Source organism: Curtobacterium sp. MMLR14_002 (genome assembly GCF_001864975.1).
Lineage (GTDB): Bacteria > Actinomycetota > Actinomycetes > Actinomycetales > Microbacteriaceae > Curtobacterium > Curtobacterium flaccumfaciens.
The window spans coordinates 1-15,181 of sequence record NZ_MJGT01000127.1; the positions used below are offsets into that span (position 1 = coordinate 1).

Sequence of the window (15,181 nt, forward strand, 5' to 3'; positions counted from 1 at the left end):
CGGGCCTCCCGTCCGTCGGTCGGTCGCGTCTCAGGACCGTGACAGGCGCTCCACGGTGGCGTGCGCGCCGTCCGCGATGAGCCCGTCCAGGGCGTCGCGGTACGCGGCGACGAACCGTTCGTCGTCGACCAGGTCGCCGAAGACCTGGCGGTTCGCGATGAAGGCGAGGCGGTCGTCGCGCTGGGTCAGGGCGATGCGGTGCAGGGGCTCGGCGAGCCGGTCGACGATCTCGATGGGTTCACCGGACTCGTCGGTGCCCTCGTCGTAGCGGGCCCACGACGCGACGATGCCGGCGGACAGCGTGACGGGCCGACCGGCCGCCAGGTTCTCGCGTACGACGGGGAGCAGCCACTTCGGGATCCGGTCGCTCGACTCGGCGCAGAGCCGGGCGAGGGTGTCGCGCACCTCGGGGTTCTGGAAGCGCTCGATCAGGGTCGACTTGTAGTCCTCCAGGTCGATGCCGGGCACCGGGTGCAGCGTCGGCGTGCCCTCGTCGTCCATGTAGCGGCGCAGGAAGGTCGCGATCGCCGGGTCCTGCGTGGCCTCGTGCGCGTAGCGGTACCCGGACAGGTAGCCGAAGTAGCAGAGCCCCTGGTGGCTGGCGTTGAGGAGCCGGAGCTTCATGAGTTCGTACGGCTCGACGTCGTCGACGAGCTGGACGTCGGCGTCCTCGTAGGGCGGACGGCCGGCGGGGTGGTCGTCCTCGAGCACCCACTGGAAGAACGGTTCGGCGACGACGGGCCAGGCGTCGTCGATGCCGAGCTCGTCGCGGACCCAGGCGCGGTCCTCGTCGGCGGTGACCGGGGTGATGCGGTCGACCATCGAGTTCGGGAAGGCCACGTGCTCGTCCATCCAGTCGGCGAAGGCCGGGTCCTGCAGCCGGGCGTAGGCGGTGAACATCGACCGGGCGACGTGCCCGTTGCCCTGGATGTTGTCGCAGGACATCACGGTGAACGGTTCGAGGCCGCGGTCCCGTCGGCGCCGCAGTGCCTCGACCACCAGGCCGAACACCGTGCGGGGCGGGCCGTCGCCGCGCAGGTCGGCCGCGACGCCGGGCTCGTCGGCGACGAACTCGCCGGTGACGTGGTCGAAGTTGTAGCCGCCCTCGGTGATGGTCAGGCTGACGATCCTGGTGTCCGGGTGCGCCATCTTCTCGACGACCGCGTCCGGATCGTCGACGGCGAGCAGGTACTCGACGATGCTGCCGACGACGCGTGACTCACGGGTGCCGTCCGGGTGCTTGAGGACGAGCGTGTACAGGCCGCCCTGCTCGGCCATCGCGGTCGCCATCCGACGGTCCTGCTCGAGCACGCCGACGCCGCAGATGCCGTACTCGCGGGCTTCGCCGCGCTGCAGGAGCCGGTCGATCACCATCGCCTGGTGCGCGCGGTGGAACCCGCCGACGCCGAAGTGGACGATGCCGGCGGTGATGCCGTCGCGGTCGTAGGTGGGCACGGCGACACCGCTCGCGGCGATCTCGTCGAGGGTCTCCGGGGACAGGCGGACGGGCATCGGTACTCCTTCGTACGGCAGCGGTTCGTCCGGCCAGTCTGGCACCCGGCACCTCCGACTGAACAGCGGTGCAGCACAGACGTTCTGCACCGGGGGACGAACCTGGGGATGCACTCAACCTCGTTGCACCGAGTGCATCGATGCACCTAGTGTTCCATCTCGTGACCATCGCGACCGACCGCCGTGCTGCCCTCAAGGCGAAGCACCGTGCGGCGATCCTGCAGGCCGCTCGCGACCTGATCGACGAGCGTGGCGGCCGCGACTTCAGCGTGGACGACCTCGCCGCCCGGGCCGACATCGCCCGGCGCACCGTGTTCAACCACTTCGCCTCGCTCGACGAGGTCCTGCTGGCCGTGTGCGAGCAGGAGTTGTCCGTCATCATCGACCGGTTCCTCGCCGACATGGCGCGGACCCCGGTGGGCGACGGCAGCCGGGCGTCGATGTTCGACGAGCTCGAGTCCGCCGCCCGCGGTGCCGACCTGGCTCCGGCGATCGCCAGCATGTACCGAATCCTCGGCGACCCCGGCAAGGACGACCCGAAGGCCGCGGTGCTGACGCAGACGGCGTTCTCGCGGGTGACCGAACGGCTCCGCCACGAGGTCGCCCGACGCTACCCGGCCGCCGACCCCCTGGACGCCGCACTGCTCGTCGAGTCGCTCATGAGCGGCATCGTCGTCATCGCGGAGCACTGGCTGGCGACGTCCGGCCCCGAGCTCGACCAGCCGGCGCTCGACGCGTGGGACGACCTGCTCGCACGACTCGTGCACAGCGTCCGCAGCGGCTACATGGCCGACGACTGACACCGCTCCACCTCCTCATCCCCCAGGGGTCCACCGGCGCACCCCGCACCACCAGCACCTGACACGAAAGGACCGCAGGCAACCGCATGGCCGGTCTCCTCTACCGTCTCGGACGGTTCTCCGCACGACGCCACTGGCTCGTGATCATCACCTGGGTCGTGATCATGGCCGTCGCGGGCGTCACGTACACGCTCTTCGCCGGGACGATCTCGTCGTCGATCACGATCCCGAACACCAAGACCAGTCAGGTGCAGGACCAGCTCGCCGACAAGTTCCCGTCGGCGAACGGCGGCAACGGCACGATCGTCTTCGAGACGAAGGACGGCAAGGCGTTCTCGTCGTCGCAGCAGTCCGAGATCGACGACTTCCTGACCAGCCTCGAGAAGCTCGACGGCGTCAAGGGCACGACGAGCGGCTTCGACACCCAGCAGCAGCTCGACGACCAGCGGCAGAAGATCGTCGACGGCCGTGACCAGATCGAGTCCGGTCGCGCGAAGATCGAGACCGGCCAGGACCAGCTCGACGCCCAGAAGGCGCAGCTCGAGTCCGGCAAGCAGAAGATCGAGGACGCCCAGGCGCAGCTCGACGCGCAGAAGGCCCAGGCACAGGCGGCCGGTGGCGCAGCCGTCCCCGCCGCACAGGCGCAGGCAGCGGCCGCCCAGCTCCAGCAGGCGCAGGCGCAGATCGACGCCCAGCAGGCCCAGATCGACGCCGGTGAGCAGCAGATCGCCGACGCCCAGAAGACGATCGACACGAACAAGCAGAAGCTCGACGACAACGAGCAGGAGCTCGAACAGGGCTCGGACCTGCTCGACCTGTCGAAGGACATCCGCTTCGTGTCGGACAACGGCAGCGCCGCGATCGGCACCGTGCAGTTCACGACGTCGACCTACGAGGTCCCCGCCGACACGAAGACCGCCATCGCGGACGACGCCGAGTCGGCCGACATCCAGGGCGTCAACGTGTACGTCTCGAACGACATCGCACAGGGTGTGCCGTCGATCCTCGGCCCGGGTGAGATCGGCGGTGTCATCATCGCCGCGATCGTGCTGCTCCTGATGCTCCGCACGGTCATCGGTGCCGCGGTCCCGCTCGTCAGCGCCGTGCTCGGCGTCGGCGTCGCCTCGCTCACCGCCCTGTCGTTCTCGAGCGTCGTCGAGTTCATCTCGGTCACGCCGGTCCTGGGGGTGATGCTGGGCCTGGCGGTCGGCATCGACTACTCGCTGTTCATCCTGAACCGGCACCGGACCCAGCTGAAGCAGGGCATGCAGGTGCACGAGTCGATCGGGCTCGCGAACGGCACCTCGGGCAACGCCGTGGTGTTCGCCGGTGCGACGGTCATCGTCGCGCTGCTCGCGCTGAACATCACCGGCATCCCGTTCCTCGGCCTGATGGGCACGGTCGGCGCGGTCGCGGTGCTCTTCGCGATCCTCATCGCGACGTCGTTCACCCCGGCCCTGCTGTCGCTCATCGGCATGCGGATCCTGCGGAAGAAGGAGCGCGCGAAGATCGGCAACACCGACTCCACGCGGATCCCGAACAAGCCGATGTCGAGCTGGCGCGCGGTCATCACGCTCGTCCTCGGCGTCGCGGTGCTCGGCACCATCGCCCTGCCCGCGACCCAGATGCGCCTCGGCCTGCCGAGCGGTTCGTCCGAGGCCGTCGAGTCGAGCCAGTACAAGGCCTACAAGACGCTCGAGAAGGAGTTCGGCGCCGGGCAGAACGGCCCGCTGCTCGTCGTGGCGACCCTGCCGGAGTCGATCAGCAAGAGCGACGTCACCGCGACCGAGGTCACCATCGGCCAGGCGATCGCGAAGAACGACGATGTGCAGGCCGTGCTGCCCATCGGCGCCTCGAAGGACCGTGACATCGTCGCGTTCCAGGTGAAGCCCGCCGGCGGCCCGGACAGCGTCTCCACCGAGAACGTCGTGAAGGACCTGCGCGAGCAGACCGTCTCCACCGACGACGGCAAGGTCACCCTCGGCGTCGCGGGCAACGCGTCGGCGAACATCGACGTGTCCGAGAAGCTGTCGAACGTGCTGCCGCTCTACCTCGTGGTGGTCGTCGGGCTGTCGCTGATCATCCTGATCATCGTGTTCCGGTCGTTCCTCGTGCCGATCACCGCCACTGCCGGGTTCATCCTGTCCGTGCTGGCGTCGTTCGGTGGCCTGACCGCGATCTACCAGTTCGGCTGGCTCGGCTCGGTCTTCGGTGTGCACGACCCGGCACCGATCCTGAGCTTCCTGCCCATCATCGAGATCGGCATCCTGTTCGGTCTGGCGATGGACTACCAGCTGTTCCTGGTGTCCGGCATGCGTGAGGCCTACGCCCACGGCGCGAGCGCGAAGGTGGCCGTCCAGCGCGGTCTGCACGCGGGTCGCGCGGTGGTCACGGCGGCGGCGATCATCATGATCTCCGTGTTCGCGGGCTTCATCTTCTCGGACTCGTCCACCATCAAGCCGATCGGCTTCGGGCTGGCGTTCGGTGTGCTGATCGACGCCTTCGTCGTCCGCATGCTGCTCATCCCGTCGGCGATGCACCTGCTCGGCAAGAGCGCCTGGTGGTTCCCGAAGTGGCTCGACCGCATCGTGCCGGACGTCGACGTGGAGGGCGCGAAGCTCGAGCGCACCCACCCGGTCGCCGGCCACGAGGACACGCACACCGGCACTCACGCGCTCCCCGTGGAGCCGGACGCGAACGCGCACGACTCGGGCCACCCGCCCGCGCACCGCGCGTAGTCGACGCGCCAGCGCCACCACCCTGGAGGCCCGGTGCCGGTCCACGAGACCGGCACCGGGCCTCCAGGCCGTCGCGCCCACCGCCCCGGGTCGCAACCACGCCACTTCGTGCACGAACGAAGTACCCTGAGGGCATGACCCAGACCGCACCGGACCCGCTCGCGCTCGACCGGCAGCTCTGCTTCGCACTCGCGGCGACGAGCCGCAGCGTCATCGGGCTGTACCGCGACCTGCTCGAGCCGATGGGCCTGACCCACCCGCAGTACCTCGTGATGCTCGCCCTGTGGGAGCGGGACCCTCGGTCGGTGCGGGAGATCGCCGGCGAGCTGCGACTCGACTCCGCGACGCTGAGCCCGCTGCTCAAGCGGCTGGAGGCCTCCGGCTACGTCCGCCGCACCCGCAGCGCCGCCGACGAACGACAGCTCGAGGTGTCCCTGACGACCGCCGGGCACGCCCTGCGCGACCGAGCCGAGGCGGTCCCGCTCGCCGTCGCCGACCGGCTCGGGTGGCCACTCGCCCGACTCGAGTCCCTGAAGGACGAGCTGACGGAGCTGCTGGAGCGCGTCGACCAGGTGTGATCCGCGGCCATCAGTGCCATAATGATTCGTGCACGAACGAAAGGATGCACCGTGGGACGCTTCGGCCAGTGGTACGAACGGTGGAACACGACGCTCATCAACAAGATGGGCCCCTCGCAGATCGGCGCCGGTCGCCCCGAGGGCATCGACGACCGGACGATCGACCGGGGCTGCCCCCTCTGCGGCAAGCCCCTCTCGCAGCACCAGGTGATCCGGCCCGAGGGCCAGGTGCGCTCGTCGACGCTGGTGTGCCCGCGCGACTGACCGCACTGCCTGAAGAAGTCCTCCGAGGCGGAATTGCATGGGACAACTCGTCGTTCGCCCTGACGTGAAGCTCTTCGAACCCGCCTCCATCGGCGCCCTGTCCCTGTCGAACCGCGTCGTCATGGCCCCGCTCACGCGCACCCGCGCCGGCGAGCACGGCGTCCCGAACGACCTGCTCGTCGAGCACTACCGGCAGCGCGCCGGCCTCGGCATGATCATCACCGAGGGCACCTGGCCCGTGCAGGAGGGCCGCTCCTACCCCGGGCAGCCCGGCATCGAGACCGAGGACCAGATCGCCGGCTGGCGCCGCGTGACCGACGCCGTGCACGCCGCCGGCGGCACGATCGTCATGCAGCTCATGCACGGTGGCCGCGTCTCGCACACCGACATCTCGCAGACCCCGCGCATCGTCGCCCCGTCCGCCATCGCCGCCCCCGGGCAGACGCACCTGGCCGACGGCTCGAAGGCCGACATGCCCGTCCCGCACGAGCTGACCACCGCCGAGGTGCAGGAGGCCGTGCAGGGCTTCGTGCAGGCCGCCCGCAACGCGATCGCCGCCGGACTCGACGGGGTCGAGGTCCACGGCGCCAACGGCTACCTGGTGCACGAGTTCATGTCGCCGGTGTCGAACACCCGCACCGACCAGTACGGCGGCTCCCCCGAGAACCGCGCACGCTTCGCGATCGAGGTCACCACCGCCATCGCCGAGGCCATCGGCGCCGACCGCACCGGTATCCGCCTGTCGCCCGAGCACGGGATCCAGGGCGTCATCGAGGACGACGCCGACGACGTGCGCGCCACCTACACCGCCGTCGCCGAGGGCCTCGCGCCGCTGGGCCTCGCCTTCGTCGACGTCCTGCACGCCGAGCCGACCGGTGACCTGGTGCAGCACGTCCGCCGTACCGCGGGCGCGCCGTTCATCGTGAACTCGGGCTTCTCGTCGCTCACCACCCGCGATGAGGCCATCGCGATCGTCGACGGCGACCACGCCGACGCCGTCGCCGTGGGCCGCGCCGCGATCGCCAACCCGGACCTCGCGCACCGCTGGGAGCACGACGCCGAGCTCAACGAGCCGCGTCCGGAGCTCTTCTACGGCGCGACCGCCGAGGGCTACACCGACTACCCGTCGCTGGCCGAGGCGCGCGCGACCGTCGCGTAGTCGACGCACCGACAGGTCAAACGGGAGGCCCGTGGCGACACCGCCACGGGCCTCCCGTCCGTACCGGGGCCACGTCGCAGGCGTGCGCCGACGGTCAGTGGTCGAGGACCGAGAGCGAACCGACCACCGCGACGGCCAACGGTCCGCTGTAGGACACGCAGACGACGCCCATCCACACGGCCCCCGCCCACGTCGCTCGCAGACGGCTCTTCCGCCGGTCGCGGAGCACCAGGCGACGCCCCGCGGCGGCGATCGCGTCGGCGTGCCCGTCCTCGAGCAGCGAGCGGTCGTCCTGGTACCGGGAGGCGGCGCGCACGACACGGGGCACGACCTCGCCCAGGACTGCCTCGACCTGCATCCACGGCGCAGGGCGCGACCAGTCCGCGGTCCCCGGCGCCGAGAAGATCAGCCGGTCGTCGACCATCTCGACGTTCCAGCCGGCCGCGTGGTCGACGAGCGCCGCCATCACGTCAGGGGTGAGGACGTACAGCGCGTCCTGGCCGTAGTCCTCCGGCGCCCACACCCGGAAGTGCCGGTCGAAGTCGCCCTCCAGGGACATCCGCTGCCGGTGACGGAGGACCACCGGCAGGTCGCTGCGACGACCGTCGTTCGCCGTGGCGTCGAGGAGCAGGTGCGGCAACGTGCCGGGCAGCCGGACGGTCAGGTACGTCCAGTCCCGCGAGACCATCCAGCGCCGCAGGACGCAGCCGAACTCGACGTCCGGGACGCCGTCGACGTGCACGGGGGCGGCGCCGAACCGGGGGTGGACGCGGATGCCGGAGGAGCGCGGGGTGATCATCGAGTCGAGCGGCTTCGGACGGACCGGACGCGCCGGGTACCCACTGGCCTCCCCCGTCAGCACCGCCCGAACCTCGTCCGGACGCAGGGTCCGAGGTCGTTCGCCCCGGACCAGGAGCACGACGAGCCCGACCACACCGGCGACGAGCACCACGAACCAGGCCACCCAGTGGACGACGTCGCCGACACCCGCACCGTTGTGGACGAGCCCGGTGCCCCAGACCACGAGCGCGGACGCGAGCCACGCGAGCGGGACCTCGATCGCCAGGAGCAGCGCGTTCCACCACCGCGGAGCCTGTCGCGGGCGGCGCATCCGCGGTCGTCGCGCCGTCTCCGCCGCGAACTCGTCGTCGGACGCGGTCAACCAGCGCAGATCCATCGGCCCCCCTCTGGAGAAGGATCGTAGCGTCCGCGCCGAGAACGCCCGGCGGAGCCGTCCACGTCTCCTAGGATCGACGCAGTGAGTACAGCAACGCCGGGCGAGCGGGGCCCCGCGCACCGAGCGCGCGACACCACGCGGTGGGACATCCAGGGCCTCCGCGCGTTCGCCGTCCTCGCGGTCGTCGTCTACCACCTGTGGCCGGGCGCCCTGCACGGCGGGTTCGTCGGCGTCGACGTCTTCTTCGTGATCTCCGGCTTCCTGATCACCGGGCTGCTGCTGCGGGAACAGCTCGCGACGGGCACGATCCGGCTCGGACGGTTCTGGTCGCGCCGGGCCAAACGCCTGCTGCCGGCCGCGTTCCTCACCATCGTCGTCACGGGCATCGCGGTGCTCGTCGCCGTGCCGAGCGCGCTGTGGGGGCAGTACGGGCGTGAGCTGATCGCCTCGACGGTGTACCTGCAGAACTGGGAGCTCGCGGCGAACGCCGTCGACTACCTGGCGTCGGCCGACGCCCCCTCGCCGTTCCAGCACTTCTGGTCGTTGTCGGTCGAGGAGCAGTTCTACATCCTCCTACCGCTCCTGCTGCTCGGCGTCGGGGCACTCGCACGCCGTCGGTTCACGCCGCTGGCGACCGCGCGGCTGCTGCTCGGCAGCGTCGTCGTGCTGTCCCTCGTGTGGAGCATCGTGCAGACCGCCACCGACCCCGGCGTCGCCTACTTCTCCACCGGCACCCGCGCGTGGGAGTTCGCACTCGGCGGTCTCGTCGCCACCGTGCACCTGCCCGAGGTCCGCACCGAGGTCGCCCGACGGGTCCGCCTGGTCGCCACCGGCATCGGCGTCGTGGCCCTCGCACTGTCCCTCGTCGTGATCACCCCGGAGACGGCGTTCCCCGGGATCGCGGCGTTGCTGCCGGTCGCCGGTGCGGCACTCGTGCTGTTCTTCGGCGCGGGGACCGAGTTCGAGGACGTCGGGGCACTGCGGCCCGTCGCCTTCTTCGGTCGGATCTCGTACGCGCTCTACCTCTGGCACTGGCCCCTCGTCGTCATCCTGCCGATCATGCTCGGCCGTCCGCTCGACTGGGCGACGAGCTCGGCGGTGCTGCTCGTCGCGATCGGTCTGGCCACCGCGACGACGATCTGGTTCGAGGAACCGGTCCGGTTCTCAACGTGGCTGCGGGACCTGCATCCCCGCGGCGTCGTCTCGCTCGCCGTCATCTGCAGCTTCACCGTCGTGACGCTCGGGGCAGCCACCCTGACCGCCGTCTACGTGCAGGAGGTCAACGCGACCACGGTCACGAAGCAGGTCACCGCGGAGCAGGAGGACGACGACGAGTCCTGCTTCGGTGCCGCCGCGCGCATCGGGTTCGCCGACCCCTGCGTCGACCCCGAGCTCGCCGACGTCCGTGTGCCCGCTCCGGCCGTGGCCAAGGACGACGACGACAACCGCGCCGAGTGCTGGAGCGGCACGTTCCGGCCCTGCGTCCTCGGCAAGACCACCGGCTGGTCGAAGCACCTCATCGTCATCGGCGACTCGCACAGCAACGCACTGCTCGGTGCGTACGAGAAGATCGCCGACGACAACGGCTGGCGGATCGACCTGGCCGGCGCCGGCGGGTGTTACCTCACCACCGCGCAGCAGGACTCGCTGAGCCCCTCGTCGATGCGGGGATGCAACTCGTGGAAGCACGCCGCCATCGACTACGTCCGCGAGCACCGCGACGCCGACGCCCTGGTCGTCACCCACTCCACCACGCAGATGCCGGTCAGCCTGCCGCCCGGAACGGCCCGCGACAAAGCCACCCGCAACGGCCTGGTCGACGCGTGGGAGCAGGCCGCCGGTGACGAGCTGCCCGTCATCGCGGTCCGTGACAACCCGGTGCCCCGCCCCGACGTCGTCGCCTGCCTGAGCACGATGTCCGGGCCGACGACGGACGCCTGCGACCGGTCGCGCGCCGAAGCACTCGGCACGACGGACTCGTCGGTCGAGGCCGTCGCCGCGTTCCGGGCGGCCGGGGGCAGGGCAGCCTCGATCGACCTGAGCCGCTACTACTGCACCGACACCACGTGCCCCGCGGTCGTCGGAGGCGTCCTGGTCTACCGGGACAGCACGCACATCACGGCGACGTGGGCGTCGTCGCTCGAGCCGTACCTGGAGCGCGCGCTGCAGGACCGGTTGGCCGCCTTCGCGCGCTGAGCCGGACGCCCCGGAACGGGCGGACTGAGCGCTTCATCAGACGATCGTCTGCCGAATTGCAGGACCGTCCCAAGTTGAGGGACGAAGTTGCTCGGACCATGCCGCGGCCATCAGCATCGCACAGCGCGATCGACGGCCAGCGGACGCTCGAGGCAACTGAAGGGGCACCCCCGTGCACATCTCGCGCCGAACTGCGCTCATCGGCATCACCGCCACCGTCCCGCTCGTCACGACCGCACTCGCGGCCCCGGCCGACGCCGCCACCCAGTCCGGCGCGGCCGGCTCCACCGCGTCGACCGGTTCCTCCGGCTCGACCGCTTCGTCCGGCTCCGCCGACTCGGGCGTGCTCGCTGTGCAGCGCTGGCTCAACACGACCTTCGGGCACCTGCACGGGTGGGTGCACGTGGACGAGGACGGGCTGACCGGCAGCGGCACCGTACTCGGGATCGTGCAAGCGACCCAGTCGCTGCTCGGCATCTCCCCCGTCGTCGCGACGTTCGGGCCGACGACCCGTCGGAAGCTCGAGCAGCACGGCGACGTCGGGGCCGAGACGGGCGACGACGCCGCGACCTGGCGCCGGCTCGTCCAGGCCGGACTGGTCTGCAAGGGCGCCTCGACCGTCACGCTCAGCGGCGAGTACGACGCAGCAACCGTCGCGGCCGTGCAGGCGCTCCGGTCCGACCTGGGTGCCGAGCCCGGCGCACTCCCGCTGTCGGCCCACCTGTTCGGCGCGCTCCTGACCGTCGACCCCGTGCGACTCGCCTCCGGCGGGTCCCGAGCGGTGCGCGCGGTGCAGCAGTACCTCAACCGCACCTACGCCGAGGCGACCGGCGGCGCGTACGGCAGCACGAGCGGACTCGTCGACACGAGCACGTACTCGGCGGCGATCCGCGCGGTGCAGGTCGCGGTCGGCGTCACGGTCGACGGCGCCTGGGGACCGGGGACGGCTGCCGCGCTCCGTGCCGCGGGACCGAGCGTCGTCGGGGTCGGGGCCACCGGCGCCTGGGTGCTGCTCGTCAAGGCGCTCCTGGTGCTGAACGGCGAGCGCGTCGTGTTCAGCAGTGCCTACTCGGCGGCGGACGCCGCGGTGGTCCGTGCGTTCCAGCAGTTCCAGGCGTTCCCGCCCGCCGAGCAGACCGGGACGTGCGACGCCGGCACGTGGGCAGCCCTGGCGGCGAGCACGGGCGACCCGGACCGCGCCACGACCGGTGCCGACACCGCGGTGCGCCTCGACGACGCCCGCGCGGCCGCCGTCCGGGCGTCCGGTGCCACCAGCGTCGGTCGGTACCTCACGAACCACCAGCGTTCCGGAGCGCTCGACAAGGCCCTGACCCCCGACGAACTCCGTGTGATGGCGAGCGCCGGGCTCGGGCTGTGGCCGATCTTCGAGGAGGGCGGGTTCGCTGCCTCGTGGTTCACGGAGGAACAGGGCGTCCGCGACGCGCACCGCGCCCACGACGCGGCCCGGGGGCTCGGGATCCCGAAGCAGACCACCGTCTACTTCGCCGCCGACTTCGACGCGACCGCGGCGCAGGACGAGTCGCTCGTGGTCCCGTACTTCCGTGGCGTCGCCGCCGGCCTGCGGGACCGCGGGAACCTGTACAAGGCGGGCGTCTACGGCTCCCGCGCCACGTGCACCGCCGTGAGCAGCGCCGGACTCGCGCACTTCTCGTTCGTCGCCGGCATGTCGCCGGCCTGGTCGGGCAACCAGCTCGAGCCACTGCCGGGCAACTGGTCGCTCAACCAGATCCAGAACCGCACGGTCGGTTCGGGAAACGGGTCCACCGAGATCGACGCCGTGGTGGACTCCGGGCGCGACCCCGGCGTCCCCGCGGCTCGGCTGGCCGGCTGACGGACTGCCGACCGGGATCGAGCACCGCCGTGACCACCACGACCCCGCGTGACGACGAGCCGCACGCCGTGTTCCCGCACCGCGCCACCTACGTCTTCTCGAACTTCGAGGAGGCGATCTCGATGGACTGCTACTGCGACGAGGGCGCCGACCACTTCGGCGTCTACCCGTTCTACGACGAGGTCATCAAACCGATCATCGACGATCTGACCCGACGCGTCCGGCGCCGGTTCGGGAAGGAAACCCCGTGAACACCGCACACCACACCACCCCGACCACCGTCCGGCACCGCACCCGCCGGACCGCCGCGACGGCCCTGGCCTTCGGGCTGCTCGCGGCGGGCATCGCCCTGCCGACCTCGGCGGCGAACGCCGATCCACTGCCCACGTCCGCCGAACCGACGGGTTCCACGATGACCATCTCCCACGACGGTTCCCGTCCCACGGCGTCGACGGCGGAGCTCGACACCATCGGCGCACTCATCATCCGACGGCTCGAGCTCGCCGACCCGGTGGCCGAGTCGAAGTGGCTCAGCGGCAAGCCGGTCGCCGACCCGGTGCGCGAACAGGCCGTCGTCGACGAAGCGGTGACCCTGGCGGAGCAGCAGGGCGTCGACCCCGTCCTGGTGACCCGGGTGATCCGCGCACAGATCGCCGCGAGCAAGGTCGTCCAGCGCGGCCTCATCAACCACTGGACGCACAACCCGTGGACCGCACCCACGACAGCCCCGGACCTGACGACCATCCGCCCCCAGCTCGACGCCATCGACACGGACCTGGTGACCGCGCTCGGCCAGGCCCAGACCGTCGCCCAGGACCACCGGTGCGCACACCTGGTGGACGCCGAGCGGAAGCACCTCGACGTCGGACTCGACTCGCTGCACCGGAAGGGGATCGACGTGGCCTGGCACACGTTCTGCGCCGCCTGACGCGGGCAGGGGACGGGCCGTCATCGTGAGCGGCCCTAGGATGTGGTGTTCACTGATCGCTCAGCTCCGGGCGAGGAAGGACACCGCGCCAGATGAACCAGCGGCAGCTCGCCATGGAGGCCTCTCGACGAGCCATCATCGATGCCGCAGGGCAGCAGTTCGCCGCCTTCGGCTACGAGGCGACCACGTTCTCCCGCGTCGCCGAGGCGATGGGGAAGCCGAAGTCGGCGATCGGGTACCACCTGTTCCCGTCGAAGAAGGACCTGGCGACGGCGGTCATCGAGCTGCAGCAGCAGCGCTGGCGTGCACTCTTCGACGCACTCCCCGCGCAGCCGGGCATCGAGCGGCTGACGGTGTTCCTCCTGACCACCGGGATGGACGTCCGCCGGGGCTCGGTCGCGGGCGGCGCGGTCCGGCTCCTGCACGAACTCGGCAAGGCCGGCGTGCCGGTGCCGCGCGGTTTCGACTGGTTCGAGATGACGCGGGGCGAGCTCGTCAGCGCCGGGGTCGCGGCGGCGGACGTCGACGCGGCCGCGGTCCAGCCGTCCGTCCTGCTGCTCCTCAACACGACGCTGGGCATGGTGGACGGTTCGACGCAGCTGACCGACGACGAGCTCGTGGCGCAGCTCAAGGCGCTGTGGGCACCGCTCTTCACGTCGTTCGGCATCGCCGGTGCGTCCGAGGTCATCGCGGCGGCCCAGCCGTACTCCCCCGGGTCCTGACCCGGGTCGTTCAGTCGCCCTGCCGCGGGTCCTCGTCGCGGAGCGTCCGGCTCGGCGACCGCCCGTAGGCCTCGCGGTAGGCGGCGGAGAACCGCGTCGCGTTGCTGAACCCCACCGCAACCCGATGGACGCGACCGTCGCTCCGGCGTCCGGATCCGCCACCAGCAACTCGAGGTGCGCCTCGGCCAGCCGCACCCGCCGGACGTAGGCTGCCGGGCTCACCCCGAGCTCGCGCTGGAACGCGGACTGCAGCCCGCGGGACGACACCCGGGCGGCCGTGGCGATGTCGGGGACCGAGATCGGTTCGGTGAGGTGGTCGTCGATGTACTGCACGGCGCGGCGCACGACCCCGCCAGCGGCCGCCGAGGTCGGGACGATCGCGTCCGGCTCGATGTGCACCGGGAACACCTGGAAGGCCGCTGCGGCGACGTGGCGGAACACCTCGGCGCGCACCAGGTCGTTCCCGAAGGCCCGCTCATCGCTCGTGACCGCGTGCGCGTGCCCGATGACACTCGCCCAGTAGTCCGCCAGTTCCGGACGAGGCGCCCGGCCGTCGACGACGAGCCGCCCTCGCTCGGCGCCCTGCTGCTGCAACCCGACCCCCAGCAGGACCGACACCGGCAGGCTGACGACGCTGAAGTCCACGTCGAGGGTGTCGTTGTGGACCATGCCGAGGCCGTGCAACGACCCGTTCGGCACCCCACCCGTCCCGCGCGGGGCGAAGTCGCCGCTGTGCACCTGGACCGACACCAGCGTGTCCGCGATCTCGGCGGTCGTCTCCATCGAGCCGCCGAAGTGGTGCCGTTCGACGGTCATCACGCCGTCGCCGCGCACGTGCTGCTCGTACCGGAAGCGCGGGCCGACGTCACGGATCTCCGGGCGGTCGTACAGCGCCCCCAGGGCCGTGGCGGCGACCTCGGCGTCACGGGTCGCGAAGTCGATGGACAGCACAGGCACCTCGTTCTCCGATCGCGCGGACCGAATCACCATCGTCGCCCCGTCGACCGGGGAACGCCTGCGAAGACGCGCCGCCGGGGAACCACGAAGGGCCCCGGTGGAATCCACCGGGGCCCTTCGTCGTTCTGCTTGCCTGTGCGCTCGAAGGGACTCGAACCCCCAACCTTCTGATCCGTAGTCAGATGCTCTATCCATTGAGCTACGAGCGCGTGGCCTTGCGGCCGTGGAAGACTCTACAACAGGTGCGGCCCGGGCGCCAATCGAGGCGCTCCGGCCCCCGTGCTCGGCGTGTCGCGAG

The 15,181-nt window shown here is 71.1% G+C and carries 12 protein-coding genes, 1 tRNA gene and 1 pseudogene; 10 read left to right on the plus strand and 4 right to left on the minus strand.

The genetic code is table 11. The annotated features are described in order from the left end of the window. Positions 1-30 precede the first annotated feature (30 nt). On the minus strand, positions 31-1,512 hold the full coding sequence (locus tag BIU91_RS17420; RefSeq protein WP_071406462.1) for a mannitol dehydrogenase family protein: 1,482 nt from the start codon (positions 1,510-1,512) through the stop codon (positions 31-33). Positions 1,513-1,673: 161 nt separating this feature from the next. Here BIU91_RS17420 and BIU91_RS17425 point away from each other — a divergent pair, with 161 nt between their 5' ends. From BIU91_RS17425 to BIU91_RS17445, 5 genes are all read left to right on the plus strand, one after another. Then, positions 1,674-2,312, plus strand: a complete 639-nt coding sequence (locus tag BIU91_RS17425; protein ID WP_027466131.1) for a TetR/AcrR family transcriptional regulator — start codon at positions 1,674-1,676, stop codon at positions 2,310-2,312. An 86-nt stretch (positions 2,313-2,398) separates the two neighbouring features. Beyond that, positions 2,399-5,050: an MMPL family transporter gene (locus tag BIU91_RS17430; protein WP_071406463.1), complete on the plus strand. Its 2,652-nt coding sequence runs from the start codon at positions 2,399-2,401 to the stop codon at positions 5,048-5,050. A gap of 134 nt (positions 5,051-5,184) precedes the next feature. Continuing rightward, entirely contained in the window at positions 5,185-5,628 is a 444-nt protein-coding gene (locus tag BIU91_RS17435) for a MarR family transcriptional regulator (protein ID WP_071406464.1), read from the plus strand. Positions 5,629-5,679: 51 nt separating this feature from the next. Beyond that, the gene (locus BIU91_RS17440) at positions 5,680-5,892 is read left to right on the plus strand and encodes a hypothetical protein (RefSeq protein ID WP_027466129.1); all 213 of its coding nucleotides are present in this window, start codon (positions 5,680-5,682) and stop codon (positions 5,890-5,892) included. Between the two features lie 37 nt (positions 5,893-5,929). Beyond that, positions 5,930-7,051, plus strand: coding sequence for an alkene reductase (locus BIU91_RS17445; protein WP_084741445.1), 1,122 nt, complete (start codon positions 5,930-5,932; stop codon positions 7,049-7,051). A 94-nt stretch (positions 7,052-7,145) separates the two neighbouring features. Here the strand turns inward: BIU91_RS17445 and BIU91_RS17450 are convergent, their stop codons facing one another. Then, on the minus strand, positions 7,146-8,228 hold the full coding sequence (locus tag BIU91_RS17450; RefSeq protein ID WP_071406467.1) for a hypothetical protein: 1,083 nt from the start codon (positions 8,226-8,228) through the stop codon (positions 7,146-7,148). An 81-nt stretch (positions 8,229-8,309) separates the two neighbouring features. Between BIU91_RS17450 and BIU91_RS17455 the strand changes: the two genes are divergently transcribed. The 5 genes from BIU91_RS17455 to BIU91_RS17475 all read left to right on the plus strand — a co-directional run bounded on the left by BIU91_RS17455 (position 8,310) and on the right by BIU91_RS17475 (position 13,926). After that, positions 8,310-10,424 (plus strand): acyltransferase family protein, encoded by a 2,115-nt coding sequence (locus BIU91_RS17455; protein ID WP_071406468.1) that lies wholly within the window; start codon positions 8,310-8,312, stop codon positions 10,422-10,424. Between the two features lie 172 nt (positions 10,425-10,596). Continuing rightward, entirely contained in the window at positions 10,597-12,276 is a 1,680-nt protein-coding gene (locus tag BIU91_RS17460; RefSeq protein ID WP_071406469.1) for a glycoside hydrolase domain-containing protein, read from the plus strand. A gap of 29 nt (positions 12,277-12,305) precedes the next feature. After that, positions 12,306-12,527: a hypothetical protein gene (locus tag BIU91_RS17465; protein WP_071406470.1), complete on the plus strand. Its 222-nt coding sequence runs from the start codon at positions 12,306-12,308 to the stop codon at positions 12,525-12,527. Continuing rightward, positions 12,524-13,204 (plus strand): gamma subclass chorismate mutase AroQ, encoded by a 681-nt coding sequence (gene aroQ, locus BIU91_RS17470; protein ID WP_071406471.1) that lies wholly within the window; start codon positions 12,524-12,526, stop codon positions 13,202-13,204. The genes BIU91_RS17465 and aroQ overlap by 4 nt, the downstream gene beginning before the upstream one ends. A 92-nt stretch (positions 13,205-13,296) precedes the next feature. After that, a complete protein-coding gene (locus BIU91_RS17475) occupies positions 13,297-13,926 on the plus strand; it encodes a TetR/AcrR family transcriptional regulator (RefSeq protein WP_071406472.1) in 630 nt (209 codons plus the stop codon). A gap of 168 nt (positions 13,927-14,094) precedes the next feature. Here the strand turns inward: BIU91_RS17475 and BIU91_RS19555 are convergent. Further along, positions 14,095-14,916, minus strand: a pseudogene (locus tag BIU91_RS19555) (AraC family transcriptional regulator); the annotation flags it as partial. A 103-nt stretch (positions 14,917-15,019) separates the two neighbouring features. Then, a tRNA-Arg gene (locus BIU91_RS17485) sits at positions 15,020-15,092 on the minus strand. Between the last annotated feature and the right edge of the window lie 89 nt (positions 15,093-15,181).

Excerpts from the sequence above, each read along its gene's own strand:
- BIU91_RS17420 (WP_071406462.1), bottom strand. The coding sequence starts at position 1,512 with ATGCCCGTCCGCCTGTCCCCGGAGACCCTCGACGAGATCGCCGCGAGC.
- BIU91_RS17430 (WP_071406463.1), top strand. The coding sequence starts at position 2,399 with ATGGCCGGTCTCCTCTACCGTCTCGGACGGTTCTCCGCACGACGCCAC.
- BIU91_RS17450 (WP_071406467.1), bottom strand. The coding sequence starts at position 8,228 with ATGGATCTGCGCTGGTTGACCGCGTCCGACGACGAGTTCGCGGCGGAG.
- BIU91_RS17445 (WP_084741445.1), top strand. The coding sequence starts at position 5,930 with ATGGGACAACTCGTCGTTCGCCCTGACGTGAAGCTCTTCGAACCCGCC.
- BIU91_RS17475 (WP_071406472.1), top strand. The coding sequence starts at position 13,297 with ATGAACCAGCGGCAGCTCGCCATGGAGGCCTCTCGACGAGCCATCATC.
- BIU91_RS17435 (WP_071406464.1), top strand. The coding sequence starts at position 5,185 with ATGACCCAGACCGCACCGGACCCGCTCGCGCTCGACCGGCAGCTCTGC.